We start from the raw sequence: 15065 nt of genomic DNA on the forward strand, positions 1-15065 counted from the left end.
AATGAATCCAATTACTAATGCTACCAGTGCTGCAACCCAGCTCTCCACTGCCACCAATGTTGCCGATGCCTATGGCGTTAACAGTCAGCAGACTGAGGCGGGGAAAAGCAGTGACAAGGTGACGTTAAGTCAATCTCAATCGACGCGTGCCCCGTCATCGAAAGAGCAAGTTAAAGATGAGTCCGTCTCTCTCTCTCCCCGAGCGCAAAGAGCACAAAAAATCGAAAGTATGGCCAAAGATTTCTTTAGCTCGGGTAACTTCTCAACCACAGATATTCCAAAGCTGGTGCAACGCCTGTATCAGGATGGCATTTTGTCTGACTCGCAACTGACCCGATTGTCGGACGGCGGCTTCGATATCCCTCAGCCCACAACTAAGCCTGAAGATCTTAAGTCCTTTATTAAAGAGCAGCGAAGTGAGTTGGAAACGGCTCTGGCCGAAAAGGGGAAAGGAGCCGAGTCTGGTGCAGAAAGTGTACTCATTAAGTTACTCGATGATGCCGAGAGTGTTATCGATGGGATGGGGAATGCACAAAGTGCAGAAACCAGCCAGAAAGCTTCGAGAGTTTCCGCCCAACTAAATGTTTATCTCAGGGGGGATGTTGAATTAACCCAGAGTTCCCGGGAGCAGTGGCAGGGGTTAAAATCTGTCATGCAGTTAGCTGCTTCTATGGGTGATAATCAACAAGCCAGTGGTCAACTCAACAGCTATCTTGCTCTTGGGAAAGCATAACTCAGCAGCTATCTTCCTCTTTGAAAAGAATAAGTAATTTTTATCCACAATTTTTACCATTCTTATCCTTTATCTAGCCCTCTTTTGAGTCAGGGTCAAGGGTCAAATCAGAGATAAGTGGCCTCATAGGCACTTATCTTTTGTTCTTTTCTCACATCCAAAATTAGTTGATCGAGATCAATGTTCTCTGGTGATGTTTGTAGCTTAATACGCAACATATTGTGCTGAATAGTTTTAAATACACTATATGTGGTGTTAAATTCAGCGTCACTTGAGGAGATATTAAACAATGCCAGTGGTTATTAAGCGGGATGGTTACCGCACGCCTTTTGACGAAACAAGGATTAGAGATGCTGTATCGGCTGCAGCAAACTCGGCAGGTATTGATGATAATGACTATGCAACTCTCGTGGCCAAAAAAGTGGCGGCGAGTGTCACCGATATGCCAGAAATTGATATTCATGATCTGCAAGATATAGTTGAAAACCAATTGATGGAAGGACCCTATAAATCTCTTGCCCGGGTTTATATTGAGTATCGTCACGACAGAGACCTTCATCGCGAGACCAGCAGCCGATTGAATCTGGAGATTAAAGGTTTGGTTGAGCAGAGTAATGCTGCACTGCTGAATGAAAATGCCAATAAAGATTCGAAAGTCATCCCGACTCAACGTGATCTGTTGGCCGGTATTGTTGCTAAGCATTATGCAACTCGCCATATATTACCTAAAGATGTGGTTGCAGCTCATGAGTCTGGTGAGATCCATTATCATGATCTGGATTACGCGCCATTTTTCCCTATGTTCAACTGTATGTTGATCGATCTTGCCGGTATGTTGACCAACGGCTTTAAGATGGGCAACGCCGAGATTGAGACGCCTAAGTCTATCTCGACAGCGACCGCAGTAACTGCACAGATCATCGCTCAGGTGGCCAGCCATATTTATGGTGGAACCACGATCAACCGCATCGATGAAGTATTATCGCCATTTGTAGCCAAGAGTTACGACAAGCATTATCAGGTTGCTCTGACCTGGGGGATCACAGATGCAAAAGCGTTTGCGACGACTCAGACCGAAAAAGAGTGTCACGATGCGTTCCAGTCTCTGGAATATGAAGTGAACACCCTGCACACTGCAAACGGCCAAACTCCTTTTGTCACCTTTGGCTTCGGACTCGGGACATCTTGGGAGTCTCGTTTAATTCAATCTTCTATGCTGAAGGTCCGTATTGCAGGCTTGGGTAAGAATCGTAAGACCGCGGTATTCCCTAAGCTTGTTTTTGCCATTCGCGATGGTATCAACCATAAAGCAGGCGATTGTAACTATGATATCAAGCGTCAGGCACTTAAGTGCGCCAGTACCCGCATGTACCCGGATATTCTTAACTACGAGCAGGTAGAGAAGGTGACCGGTTCATTCAAGACACCTATGGGTTGTCGTAGCTTCCTTGGTACCTACGAAGAAGATGGTGAGTTGGTCCATGAAGGGCGTAACAACTTAGGTGTGGTGAGTCTTAACTTGCCTCGCGTAGCGCTTGAAGCTAAGGGTGATGAGGCTGAGTTTTACCGCATACTGGATGAACGTCTGCTTATCGCCCGCAAAGCCTTAGATACCCGTATCGAACGTTTAGAAGGTGTAAAAGCCAGAGTGGCTCCGATCCTTTATATGGAAGGCGCATGTGGTGTACGTTTACGCGCCGATGATGATATCTCTACGATTTTCAAAAATGGTCGTGCATCAATCTCCTTAGGTTATATCGGCCTGCATGAAACGATTAATGCGTTGCATGGCACCGATAAGCACGTCTATGACTGCGAAATATTGCGGGAAAAAGCGATCGCGCTCGTTGAATATATGAAAGCGGCGACGGTTAAGTGGAAAGATGAGACCGGTTATGGTTTCAGCCTATACAGCACACCGAGTGAAAACTTGTGTAGTCGTTTCTGTAAGCTCGACACTAAAATATTTGGTGTGGTAGAAGGAGTGACACAGAAGGGCTATTACACTAACAGCTTCCATCTCGATGTTGAAAAAGCGGTTAACCCGTACGATAAACTCGACTTCGAGGTACCTTACCCAGCTATCGCTAACGGTGGATTTATCTGTTACGGCGAATACCCTAACATGCAGAACAATTTAGAAGCATTAGAGGATGTTTGGGATTACAGCTACAGTCGTGTTCCTTACTACGGAACCAATACGCCCATTGATGAGTGTTACGATTGCGGCTTTACCGGTGAATTTGAGTGTACCAGTAAAGGCTTTACCTGCCCTAAGTGTGGTAACCATGAGCCTAGCCGAGTTTCTGTGACACGTCGTGTTTGTGGCTATCTGGGAAGCCCCGATGCTCGACCATTTAACTATGGTAAGCAGGAAGAAGTTAAACGACGAGTGAAACATCTTTAACTCGTTTTCAGCTTAATGACACAAGTTTAACGACAGATGTCAACTTATAGACGCAACTGACTTGAGTGAGTTGCGTCATTTTACTTTTGTCGTTTTATTTTGGTCATTTTACTTTCGCTATTTGAGCAGTGCTTCCAGCCTAAAAATTTCTTTGAAATTGTAGACAAAATAAAGAATTAACTCGCAAGGTGTCGCAATGAATTACCATCAATACTTCCCCGTAGATGTCATCAATGGCCCGGGTACTCGGGCTAGCCTGTTTGTCTCTGGCTGTGAGCATCAATGTCGAGGCTGTTATAACCAGTCGACGTGGAAGCCTTGCAGCGGACATGAGTTTGATATCGAGATGCAAGAGCGAGTACTGAGCGATCTAAAAGATACCCGCATCAAACGCAAAGGTTTGTCTCTGTCGGGGGGGGATCCGCTTCACCCTGCTAATGTTGCATCGATACTAGCTTTGGTCAAAAGGGTCAAATCTGAATGTCCAGATAAAGATATTTGGTTGTGGACCGGGTACCTTTTAAAGGAGTTAGGTGATGCCCAGCGAGCCGTGATGGAGTATATCGATGTTGTGGTTGATGGTAAATTTGAGCAGGAACTGGCCGATCCCAGTTTAGTGTTCCATGGCAGCAGTAATCAGGTTATTCACTATCTGACATAAAAGCGATAACTGTATTCGCACAGATACGTTATAATAGCCAATCAAGCAAACAAGAATTTAAAAAAACAGCCGTAATAAACCGGCTGTTTTTGCATTTTATAGAATTATTTAAGGCACGAGCATGAATTTAAAAGAAGAGCTTCATGGACTTAGCGACAAGCTAGAGCAGTTTCGCCGCAAATTCGCCGCCGCTGAAAAGCGTGGTGACAAAGGGATCATGTTGCAATTTAGACAAGAGATAAACACGGTAACTAAGCGTATTGCCAGTGTTAAGGCGCAGCAGACTCGTGAACTGAGTAAGCAAGGTGGCAGTGTTGCTGGCTTGAAGTTTAAGCGCGTTCTGACCAAAGCTGAGCAGGCCGATATGGGTAAGCTTAAAAAGTCAGTCAAAGGCTTAGTGGTTGTTCATCCTATGACGGCACTTGGCCGTGAAATGGGGATCACCCAAGTGACGGGCTTCGCGGCCAAAGAATTCTAATTACTGAATAATTACTCCACCGCGATTATTCATTAGTGAGCGACTTCAAATTATTTTGTTGTCGCCACGCGTATCCTTCGTACGCTGGCGTTGTGAGTCAACTATCATTTCAGGTGAATCAATAGCCGATTAAATCGCTAGGGTATTTCACTTAAAGATAAAAACACATAAAATACTCCGCCTGAGTACGAGACAGAATTAATAGTTGTTGAAGACATTTGTCTGTGGCTATAGGTCTCGTTGGTTTTTCTGGATTGTCGTCGTCTCAGGGAAAGAGAGTCGTTAAGGTTATTTCATGTCGATTAAGTATGTCGCTTCTTCAAAGCTGCCCACACCATGGGGCGTATTTACCATGCATGGTTTCGAAGATTCCGATACAGGAAAAGAGCATGTGGCGCTGACGCTAGGTACGCTGGATGCAAATACCCCGATTTTAGGTCGCATTCACTCCGAGTGTTTAACCGGTGATGCCCTGTTCAGTTTACGTTGTGATTGTGGATTCCAACTTCAAACCGCAATGCAGAATATTGCCGAAGCGGGTCAAGGTTTTATTCTTTATCTTCGTCAGGAAGGGCGTGGAATTGGTCTGCTGAATAAGATCCGTGCCTATGAGTTACAAGATCACGGTGCCAATACCGTCGAGGCTAATGAAAGATTAGGTTTTCCGGCCGATATGCGAAAATACGATATGATCTTACCTATGATGGAGAAGATCGGTATTAAGCAAGTGAAGCTGATGACCAATAATCCTCGCAAAGTTAAGGCGATGAAAGAGTTGGGTATCGAGGTCGTTGAGCGTATACCACTTCAAGTGGGAAAAAACCGCTATAACGAAGCGTATCTGAAGACTAAGTCTACCGAGCTTGGGCATATGATGTCCGAATATCATTTTACCGGTGAAGAGAAAGAGTAAACTTCACTGTAGATTTTCAGTCTGCCTCTCGCTATATTCAGAACCATAATTATAAAAATCGCATCTTATATTATGGTTCTGAACAAAACCTGTTCCATTTTTATCTCTATCCTCTTTTTCTCCTCTGCTGTTTATGCCGAGGATGACTTTACCCATTACGCGTTTGCTAACTACTTAGGCAGTGGCCTGTATAGAACCTCAGGGCAAAATGCGACCGTTGTTAACCTTCCTGTCAGTTTCGAACTTCAAAAAAATGATACAGAGACACTAATGCTACGAGCACCTGTGTCACTGGGCTTCTTCAACTTTAAGTGGAGCGATGTGCCTGAAGGGGACTTGCCTTCGAGCGTCGGGACCGCGACCTTTACGCCGGGGATCGAGTATCGGGTCCGCACCTCCGAAAGGTATGAGTTTCAAAGCTATTTCGATCTTGGTTATGGTAAGAATTTCACTTCGGGCACCGATGTGGCGATCATGTCGGCCGGTGTTTCCAGCCTGCTCGATCTGGAATTTAAACAGAGCAGGCCCAGATGGGTCAATCGTCTCTATTTTGCCGGATACAGAAGCTTCGATGGTGAGCAAAAGGAGACCTATTCCGCCCTTCAGTCGGGGATTGATATTGGAACCGACATTCACTGGCAATGGAACTGGTTGGGCGTCGATGTTGAGCCTCGTGTGTTTGCCGTGGGCTACTGGTACTTCGATAAGCTTAGAATCGCCACGCCGTTTGGTGATGATGTTCTGGTTTCCAATAGTTTGGAGGTTGGTGCGACCCTGGCTTTCTCGAAACCCATTCTCTGGGAGTGGATGGGCATAGATAGACTGGGTTTAAGTGTCAGGGCCGGCGATGGAATTCAGGCCTGGCGTTTGATATTCGAGTTTCCTATTTAACCTGATATTCATTAACCCTAGTTGAGGTAGTTAATCTAAATGTTCTTTCAGGTAATCCAGAAACACCCTGATTTTTGGAGAGATTAGCTCTCTTCTTAAATAGATGGCATAGGTTGAGCTCATACTTTCATAAGGACTGAATGTATGCTGGTTGAGAACATGGGTCAGAGTGCCATTTTTAAGCTCTTCATGGACCGCCCATAACGGTATCAGGGCCAGGCCTGCATGGCTCAGCAGTAACTGTTTCTGGCCATTGACTGAATTTACCGTGATCCCATCTCTAATCGATAATTTCTTAGGTTTATCATCCATCAAAAACCACTCACGCCATCCCGCGTATCCGTATCGAATACAATCAAAATCCGTTAATGCCTGGGGGGTTTCAGGGCTGCCGTGTTGGGCCAGATACTGGGGACTAGAGCAAAGCATAAAATTGTTGTCGGCAAGTTTTCGGGCGATAAGGTTTGAGTCTGGCAAGCGGCCACTTCGAATAGCAATATCCACATTGTCTTCAACCAGATCGATGACACGTTCGGTTAGCTCGAGTTCTATTGTAATGTCAGGGAATTGGCTCATAAAAGCAGGGATCAAGGGAAGGACACAGCTCTCGCCGAAGCCGACGGTCATACTGATTTTCAGGGAACCTTTTGGGTTTTGCTGTAGGTCGTTTACCGCTCTGTGGGCTTCATCAAGCTCCGAGACGATTCGTTGAGAATATCGGTAATAGGTGAGCCCCGCCTCCGTGAGCCCGATATTACGGGTCGTACGGTTGAGCAGACTTATTCCTAACTCTTTCTCTAACGCGATAAGTTGACGGGATATCGACGAGGGCTGAACATCGAATACCCGGCTCGCCTCAGAGATGCTTCCCGTTTCCACGACACAATTAAAGTAATGTAGCCTTGTGATCATACTCATGTTGACTTTCTTCTGCTGGTTAATCGCAGCAGATAGCCTAGAACGCTTTTGCTTAAAAAGCAAAGCTGGTTTGTTTTTAGGGTTGTTGTTGGTTCTTAGTGCAATCAATAGAATAGCCCCACTAACTATTTGAGGGCACAAACATGAAAGCAATGATAATTAAACAACTGGGTTCGAGCGACGTTTTCGAGCTTGCAGATAAAGCGACACCTATTGTGAAAGCCGGGCATATGCTGGTGGAAGTAAAAGCCAGTAGTGTCAATCCATTAGATACCATGCTGCGTTCGAGTGATACCCCCTGGTCTGCCAATTTACCTGAGGTTTTACATGGGGATGTGGCAGGCATAGTGACTGAGGTTGCCGATGATGTGAGCCGCTTCAGGGTCGGCGATGAGGTTTATGGCTGCGCCGGTGGGATCGCGGGTATCGATGGTGCGCTGGCCGAATTTATGTTGGTTGATGTGGATTTGATGGCACATAAACCAAAAAGCCTGACCATGAAAGAGGCGGCGGCTATGCCTCTGGTGTCTATTACCGCCTGGGAAGCACTGCGAAACAAGCTGGCTGTAAAGAAGGGAGATAAGGTGCTTATTCATGGTGCGACGGGGGGCGTGGGTCACATCGCTATTCAGTTAGCTAAATACTTTGGCGCAAATGTGACAGCGACCTCTATGCCTAAAAATATGGAAATTGCAGCGACAATAGGTGCTGATAACTTAGTGAATGTGGCACAGCAAAGCGTGCAGGAGTATGTGGAGCAGTATACCGATGGCGCCGGCTTCGATGCCATTTTCGATACTGTGGCTGGTGAGAATATTCAACGCAGTTTCGAGGCGGCTCGATTATACGGCGGCGTTGCGACGACCCTGCCTATTGAGAATGTGTTGCAAGTGGCATTAAAAAGCCTGAGTTTTCACAGCGTCCTGATGCTTATTCCTATGGTTGAGGGGATTAACCGCAGCGCTCATGGTGAGATCTTAACTAAAGTCGCCGAGCTGGTCGATCTTGGCTTGGTTAAGCCTCTGCTGGATGACTCCGATTTCACCATCTGGCAGGTTTCTGATGCCCATGCCCGATTAGAATCCGGTGCAGCTGTAGGTAAAATTGCATTAACGGCTTAATCCTCAAGTGTGATTAAGGTTAACCGAGAGGCGATGCCGGAAGAAAACCCACTTAATTGGCTATCTCTAACCAAGAGTCCGGAGCAGTTAGCCGGAGTGATGATCGATCTTAGCCGGGCATCACGCGCTAATGTGTCCGGTGCCTTGCTCCCGGTTCAGGGCAAGATGATATAAAACGGATAAAGAAGAGTTAGGTGTGCCCTAACTCTTCTAAATCTATCAATGGGTTATAAAAATAACCTTATCCATCACATTGGCTCTTTCCCGATTGATAGCAGCTGGGATCTCGTGGACATACAGCGCCTCTGGAGCAGATCACTCTTGCCTCCGTCTCAATGCCTCGCTCTACCCAGTTGATATTGAGAATTTTCGCCACGCTCATCAGCTCCTTCTTGATAACCTTAGGTATCGATGCCGAGCCACCGTGAGCCACACATGCCTGTTTCAGCTCCGATGCTATCGACAGGGCATCACCACCTTGTGCTTCGATGGCTGGGTTAAGATCTATACCTGCGCAAAGGACATGATTATTACCGGCAAGGTCTTCGACTTTTATCGACTCACAGCAATAGATCCTGGGTTCATTTTCAACATTGAGTATCGAGATCTGCGCCGATGTGCCCTCCGTAGGTTCGTTGATCATCCTAAATACCGCCCAATGCTGACAGGGGTCCTGTACCTGTCTCATATTCCCCCAAGGCAGTGGAATGCCGTTACCGCGATATACCGCTTTCAATTTGCCCGGGGCATAAGCATCAAAGTAGTGCCAGTGAGGGTAGGGAGATACCACGGTCATTCTGCGCATGGCGACCGAGGCCGATACCCCCAACTGTTTATGAACGTCTATCTCGTAACCGTGGCGATCGAGTAACTGCCTGAATGGCACCTTAGGACAGAGTAGGGCACCGGCAAAAAAGCTCGATTCAAAGTCACGCCAGGCATGGAGAATATCTTGCGCATTAACGGTCGAAGATTGTGGCACTCCCGAATCCACTTCTGCGCTGATCTGGCTTCGGCCTGTGGTTAACACAGATTTGAGTCCATCTTTGTTGTGCAGTACGCAATGGCCTATGTGTACGGCGAGATCGTATTTAAGCCTGATGGGTGTCGTCTTAAGTTGTTCATTGACGTAAATAGTCGATGGTGGCTCGAAGAATGAGGTGACGAGTTGACTGGAGGTGACGCCCATCTCATCAACAACATCGTGAGGGGTATCATTGATCCATTTTATTGAGAGCCCCAAACCTTTCGCGATATCCATTAGATCTTCGACGGCGAGCGGCATACGCTTAAGGCCTATCTCTTCGGCTGCACGTTCGAGATCCGGAAAGTGATTCTGATGGTGCTCCTGATGAGCACGGATAAGCAGATGGGCAAATTGACGGCCTGTAATACCGGTCTGAGATAACATCTCAGGTATGGCTATCTGCAAAATATCCTTTGAAAAGAGAAAGCTTGGTTCTAATGCCATGCCACTTATTCCGCCTCGCCTGCCTTTTTCAGGCGTAATGGCTTGCTCTTCGGGGACATCATCTAAGAACCAATCGACCTCTTTTTGAAACACGGCGGCGATGACCGCCATCATGCCTGCGCTGGGTACCCGCTTTCCTCTTTCTATCATAGAAAGGTAGGAGACCGATGGAGCCGAATTGGCATCCACTCGAACACATCGAGCAGAGAGATCCTCCATCGTCAAATGATTACGCTTTCTTAGGTTTCTTATCTTAGTTCCCAGAAAATGTGATTTTCTCATCAAGCTTTGGTTATTGCGCATTTTGTAAAATTCACAGTGTAAAATTTTAATTGTGAAATTGTAGTCAAAAATTCGCTAGACTACAAATTAAGCAATCAGGGAAGAGTATTTATGTTGAATGTCGAGGCCGGGATAAGAATTTGATATTCAACAAATGTAAAAATATTTTTCTATGCTTTTGTAAGTAATGGAAAATCTAACTTAAGATCGAGTGAAGAGGATAAGGCTATGGACATTTCAACAAGCAATAGTATTCAAAGTGAGCAGAACTTTAATGACCTTATCAATGCTGAAGTTGTGAATGTGGAGCTTGTCAAAACTTCACAAAGTGAAACTGCAGTGACCAACGCTAAGCAGTTTCTTGACAGCACATTTCCATTAGCTAAGGGGTCGCATCAGGATGTCAGTAGTTATGTTGTTTACTACCAGCAGTTGCTGATCTTCTTCACCGACGGTACTCATACCGGTTTGAAAGACCCGAAGCAGTTTGTCGCCTTAAATGGTCATAAGAGTGAGCCTTCGGCCATCTTGCTGAGAGATAAGGGCACTCATGTAGAGCTGACATTCGATCGTTGTGGTGAGGTTGGCGCTTATGACAGAGCCAATGTGGAAGACATTCAGATTGAAGGCCACAGATATTGGATAAGCCTGCTCAATGTCGATGCCAAGCGTATGATCGATGGGTCACTGCAAGATCAGATGTTTACAGCAAAAGATGGATCTGACTACATGTTGAAAGCGGCATAAGAGTCTAGCCAGATAGGCCCAATGCTAAACAAGATTAGATTAAAAAAGGCTGAAAGTGTTCACTTTCAGCCTTTTTCCTGTGACTTCTGTTTATTTGCCCCAGATGTTGGCATTTAACTGAGTGTCATCATTCGAGTCTTTGCCCGGTTTATCTGTCGCTCTGTTATTCGCAGTGCGAAGCGTTTTATCACTGGCTTGATAGCCGTCATCCCTTGGTTTTCTTGCGGGCAAAGGTAATTTATTCATCTTAAGGTAAAGATATTCAACTTTTTCTCTGGCCCAGAGGGTTTTACGTAGAAATCTTAGACTCGACTTGATACTAGGATCATGTTTAAAGCAGCGCACATCGATGCGGTCCCCAAGCTCTTCCCAGCCATAATGCTCGACCAGATCAGTGAGTAAATCTTTTAGCTTGATACCGTGAAGCGGATTGTTTGCTTGTGTCATGAGTTCATTGTGTCAATTGATATTAAGTTGATTATATCAGCTATTGAGGTGCAATTAACAGGAGGTCGCTATGGTTAACCATGAAGAAAAAAGAGGGCGTGAGCCCTCTCTCTATTTGTTAACCAGGTTAACCAGTGATTATTGGAAGCTTAGCTCCCAAGATTCTATGCTACCTGTATCGCGTCGACCGCTGTCTACCGCTTTTAATTTCCACTCACCGGCAGACTCTATGCCTGTAGTATCGACGGTGTAGGTCTGGTTTATGTTATCTGTGCTGCTCCCCGTGTTATCGTGCAAAATGGCCACTTCACCCGTTGGAGTATGAAGTTCAACCTGTAGATCACCGATATAGGTATGGGTGATGTTAACTGTCACAGATACCGTGCCTGCATCACCACTTCGGCTCACAGATATTGGACTGCTGATCCCGGCAGCCTTATTGTCCGGGATGGAGTAGCTGTTAGTGTTGGTATAGCTCGCCGCTCCGCCAGTGTTACCCCCCGTTGCTTCCGTATAGTTAGCGACCAGGTTTACTTCGCTAAATGCGCTATAACCTTGAACCATGACATAGTAAGTTCCGGGTTCAGCCGTGGTGATCGGGCAAGATTCACCGTTACCTGTTTTCCATGGACGGCAGTCATAGCTGTTTGAGCTTGGGGCTGCACCATATTGAACATACAGATCGGCATCTCCGCTTCCACCACTCATAGTGAAACTCAGATCGGTGGCACCAGCAGGCACATCCAAAGAGAAGTGAAGTTCATCATTCTTCGCTCCGGCTAAGTCAGTTTTAACAACGCCATTTAGTAACTCAGTTCCACCGGTTCCAGTTCCTGTACCCGGATCGACCGGTCCGTCACAAGAGGCATCGAGATAGGTGTCGGCTGCCACGGCGTTGATTAAGCCGTAACCGGTTTTATCATCACGGCCCGCCGTTTCAAGATCTTCTGCAGTCGCGTTTAGTGCCGCACGTATTTGGGCTGCACTACACTCTGTGTGATGACTCCAAACTAATGTTGCCACACCTGAAACATGAGGCGTCGCCATAGAGGTACCGTTATAATATTCATAATCTTCGTTGGCGGTATTAGCAACAGTCACCATTGAACCAACTTGGGCTTGAAGTGCCTGACCCGTTGCTCTGCCTATCGATACAGATACGATAGCTGCTTCGTTGTTGGTATCGACCAGAAAAGGGTTCTGAAGACCGGGCAGTGCGGTATTACCATAGACAATGACGGCACTTGCGCCAGCGTTATTACAGGCTCTGACGGCGTCGATCTCAGGATAACTGGCGCCCTGGTTACCGACACGTTCAACCAGACAAACTTTGTTGCTCATGTCTGTGCAGTTAAAAGTGCTGCCTGACACAGAACACTCGGCAAGCTCGCCCGTAACACTGCCATTAACCGGTGTTGCCACATGATCGGTACCCGATTTTACGTAACGGTTATGGGGGACAACGCCGTTATCAAAATAAGATTGTCCGCCAATGGTGATATCGGCAAGACGACCTTCACCCAAGGTGACGGTTGAAAGAATAGCCTCACCCGGGCCTGCAATCTCAACTTGGTTAGTGTATTGAGAAAATGCCGCATGATCTTTGTTGTTATCGACCGCCGCAACTGACATTACAGCATCATAAGAGGCTGGATAACTGTGAGTATTATTGCCGTCATTACCTGCTGCGGCGATAAGTAAGACGCCATTATTCTGATGAGCGGTTAAGGCATTTTTTTCTGTGGTACTTGAGGCGCTACCACCTAAACTCATGGTCACAACATTGGCGCCGTTGTTGACACAGGTATCGACAGCAGAAACCAGCGAGGAAGAGTAGCCCCAACCCGCTTCATTAAATACCTTGATCACATGAATATTGGCATTCTGGTTCGGCATGACACCGACAACACCTTCGTTGTTGGCGATCGCCGCAATTGTACCGGCAACATGAGTACCGTGAGCATTATGGTTGCCCGGCTCAAACCAGTTACCCGTACCTGAGTTATTTGTTCCTGTGACGTTATTTCCGCTTAAATCATTATGACTACGATCATAACCTGAATCGATAATACAGATTGTTCGATTACCGGCTTGAGAGTCACTGAGGACCGTCGTACCTACGTAGGTTTGTCCCCAGGGCGTGGTTTCGCTGAGAAAATGTCGCTGCATATCCTCTTCGACATAGTCAACGTCTCCACGTTTTTTGAGTGCGTCGATGCCTGCTTTATCTAATTTCACCGTGTAGCTGTTACTGCGACCAATGCGTTTCATCTCTTTAGCCAAAACGTTGTTCAGCGCCTTATGTTGAGAAAGCACCTCATTTTGAGCGGGTTGGTAAGAGAGACCACTGATTTCATCTGCTTGAGATTGAATGCTGCTTAATTCACTGTTTTTAAACTTAACAATATAGCGCTTTGGCAAAGGCGATGATTGCTTTCTTTCAGATTTCAGTGATTGGAAACCTTGAGTGAATGTGGGAGCGGCTTGAACAGTGGCAGAAATAGCGATAGCTAAAACTGACAGGCTCAATGCTGAAGTTGTAAATTGTCTTACTGTCATAATTGTCTTCCATGTTAATTAGAATTAATCATTATTATTAGGTGGCTTTTCAGATGAACATATAAAAAACCGGTTACTCGACAGCGAATGTATCTGGGCGCGAAACACTTGTAAACAGTTTGTTATTTAATTGGGTTGAAAAGGTGTGTCTCTGAGTAATAAATCCTTTACTGAATAAATATGTCGTTTAAAACGCATTTCACGCGCATGAATCGGGATTTATATCGCATCATTATGCGAGTTAACTCATTGATAAATGTTTTGTATATTATTTGTGTTGTATATTTATAGGCGAATCTGTTTGTAGTGGAATCTAATTAAGGCAATGAATATATTGGTAAATAGTTAGAATTTGAACTTGGGAATAACTTAGATTTAAAAGTAATAAGGCGTGGGGAAATGAGTGGAGCTGAAATTGAATATTGATTTGTAGAGATCATTTTTCAAAGGGATCGATCGCAAAATGTATTGCTAATATTATTTAAGTGAATGAGTTGGACGAGCTAAACTCAGCAACTAAGCTAGAAAACTGACCTATAACACTTTTCTAGATATCTAAGTTAGACAACGGAGTTATAAAGCTGGGCTAGACATCAGGACTGATGTCCAGCCAGAAGAGTATGCAAACGACCTCGAAATGCAGGCTTCAGCATGTCGAGAAGTGGCTTGGCTATATGCTATTTTGTGTGAGCGCTTTTTAGTATTTCATATCCACCGCCATTGTAGCTATTGCTATAACCTTGAGATACTAAGGTATCGAAAGCGATTCCACTTCTGCGCCCACTTCTGCAGTAGAGTACGACTGATTTATCTTTGGCTATTTTTCTCTCTTTGAAAGCTGACGCGATCGTCTCAAAGGGGATGTTAATTGCATTGGGAAGATGACCCGCTTCAAACTCCTCTGCCGTTCGTACATCGACAACCAGAGCGCCCGCATCGATCATATCCCAAGCAACTTGAGCATCTTTATCGGCGGCCCAGGATAGTTGACTGGCAGTGAGAGATAGAAAAGCGGCAAAGATCATAAAGTATCGCAGTTGAAGGTGCTGCTTTGATATTAGTATTTGTTTAAACACACTATTTCCTTTCGTTATTATTATGTTTTAGTTTGAGCCAGTCTACCTTTCCTCTCAGAGCGCCCTATCAGGATGTTTTAAGGGGCAAGAGTTTACAAATTTGAAAGATCAATTGGCCTTGATTAGAGCCTGTTCAGCCTCGGTTTTTACCCCTAGCTTTTTCATCAGTATAGCGACAGGACAGAATCCGGTAAATGCACTTTGAAATAGATTTACGCCAATGAAAACCGTCAGCCAGATAAAATTAGCATGAACCAGGGTCGTTAATACTAATGAGATTAAAACCATCATTCCGGCAAAAGCCATGATTGCACGTTCTATAGACATTGTTATCTCCTTTAGCGGAACCAATTTCCGCGTG

At 45.5% G+C, this 15065-nt stretch carries 15 protein-coding genes; 9 read left to right on the top strand and 6 right to left on the bottom strand.

From position 1 onward, the window contains the following. The first annotated feature begins 1 nt into the window (after position 1). From EKG38_RS21930 to EKG38_RS21955, 6 genes are all read left to right on the top strand, one after another. On the top strand, positions 2–733 hold the full coding sequence (locus EKG38_RS21930; protein WP_126523123.1) for a hypothetical protein: 732 nt from the start codon (positions 2–4) through the stop codon (positions 731–733). 289 nt (positions 734–1022) lie between these two features. Then, positions 1023–3140 (top strand): anaerobic ribonucleoside-triphosphate reductase, encoded by a 2118-nt coding sequence (nrdD, locus tag EKG38_RS21935; protein ID WP_126523124.1) that lies wholly within the window; start codon positions 1023–1025, stop codon positions 3138–3140. A gap of 196 nt (positions 3141–3336) precedes the next feature. Further along, the gene (nrdG, locus tag EKG38_RS21940; RefSeq protein ID WP_126523125.1) at positions 3337–3801 is read left to right on the top strand and encodes an anaerobic ribonucleoside-triphosphate reductase-activating protein; all 465 of its coding nucleotides are present in this window, start codon (positions 3337–3339) and stop codon (positions 3799–3801) included. A 121-nt stretch (positions 3802–3922) separates the two neighbouring features. Then, positions 3923–4279 (top strand): YibL family ribosome-associated protein, encoded by a 357-nt coding sequence (locus tag EKG38_RS21945; RefSeq protein WP_126523126.1) that lies wholly within the window; start codon positions 3923–3925, stop codon positions 4277–4279. A 295-nt stretch (positions 4280–4574) separates the two neighbouring features. Then, complete coding sequence (ribA, locus tag EKG38_RS21950) at positions 4575–5192, top strand: GTP cyclohydrolase II (protein WP_126523127.1); 618 nt, start codon at positions 4575–4577, stop codon at positions 5190–5192. 72 nt (positions 5193–5264) lie between these two features. Next, positions 5265–6083: a hypothetical protein gene (locus tag EKG38_RS21955; RefSeq protein WP_126523128.1), complete on the top strand. Its 819-nt coding sequence runs from the start codon at positions 5265–5267 to the stop codon at positions 6081–6083. Positions 6084–6113: 30 nt separating this feature from the next. Here the strand turns inward: EKG38_RS21955 and EKG38_RS21960 are convergent, their stop codons facing one another. Further along, entirely contained in the window at positions 6114–7001 is an 888-nt protein-coding gene (locus EKG38_RS21960; protein WP_126523129.1) for a LysR family transcriptional regulator, read from the bottom strand. 143 nt (positions 7002–7144) lie between these two features. Between EKG38_RS21960 and EKG38_RS21965 the strand changes: the two genes are divergently transcribed. Together EKG38_RS21965 and EKG38_RS21970 are read left to right on the top strand one after the other, a co-directional pair. Then, entirely contained in the window at positions 7145–8122 is a 978-nt protein-coding gene (locus EKG38_RS21965) for a zinc-dependent alcohol dehydrogenase family protein (RefSeq protein WP_126523130.1), read from the top strand. Positions 8123–8155: 33 nt separating this feature from the next. Further along, entirely contained in the window at positions 8156–8296 is a 141-nt protein-coding gene (locus tag EKG38_RS21970) for a hypothetical protein (RefSeq protein WP_185826933.1), read from the top strand. Between the two features lie 67 nt (positions 8297–8363). On the opposite strand, the gene EKG38_RS21975 is transcribed toward EKG38_RS21970, so the two are convergent. Further along, positions 8364–9896, bottom strand: a complete 1533-nt coding sequence (locus EKG38_RS21975) for a DUF3612 domain-containing protein (RefSeq protein ID WP_126523131.1) — start codon at positions 9894–9896, stop codon at positions 8364–8366. 207 nt (positions 9897–10103) lie between these two features. On the opposite strand from EKG38_RS21975, the gene EKG38_RS21980 reads away from it, so the two are divergent. Further along, positions 10104–10622 (top strand): aldolase/citrate lyase/malate synthase family protein, encoded by a 519-nt coding sequence (locus EKG38_RS21980; RefSeq protein WP_126523132.1) that lies wholly within the window; start codon positions 10104–10106, stop codon positions 10620–10622. Positions 10623–10712: 90 nt separating this feature from the next. On the opposite strand, the gene EKG38_RS21985 is transcribed toward EKG38_RS21980, so the two are convergent. The 4 genes from EKG38_RS21985 to EKG38_RS22000 all read right to left on the bottom strand — a co-directional run bounded on the left by EKG38_RS21985 (position 10713) and on the right by EKG38_RS22000 (position 15031). Continuing rightward, on the bottom strand, positions 10713–11069 hold the full coding sequence (locus EKG38_RS21985) for a VF530 family protein (RefSeq protein WP_126523133.1): 357 nt from the start codon (positions 11067–11069) through the stop codon (positions 10713–10715). Between the two features lie 138 nt (positions 11070–11207). Next, complete coding sequence (locus tag EKG38_RS21990) at positions 11208–13628, bottom strand: S8 family serine peptidase (protein WP_126523134.1); 2421 nt, start codon at positions 13626–13628, stop codon at positions 11208–11210. Positions 13629–14305: 677 nt separating this feature from the next. Beyond that, positions 14306–14704, bottom strand: a complete 399-nt coding sequence (locus EKG38_RS21995) for a rhodanese-like domain-containing protein (RefSeq protein WP_126523135.1) — start codon at positions 14702–14704, stop codon at positions 14306–14308. A gap of 108 nt (positions 14705–14812) precedes the next feature. Further along, positions 14813–15031 (bottom strand): YgaP family membrane protein, encoded by a 219-nt coding sequence (locus EKG38_RS22000; protein ID WP_126523136.1) that lies wholly within the window; start codon positions 15029–15031, stop codon positions 14813–14815. Positions 15032–15065 lie beyond the last annotated feature (34 nt).

The sequence above is a fragment of the Shewanella canadensis genome (assembly GCF_003966225.1).
Taxonomy (GTDB): Bacteria; Pseudomonadota; Gammaproteobacteria; order Enterobacterales; family Shewanellaceae; genus Shewanella; species Shewanella canadensis.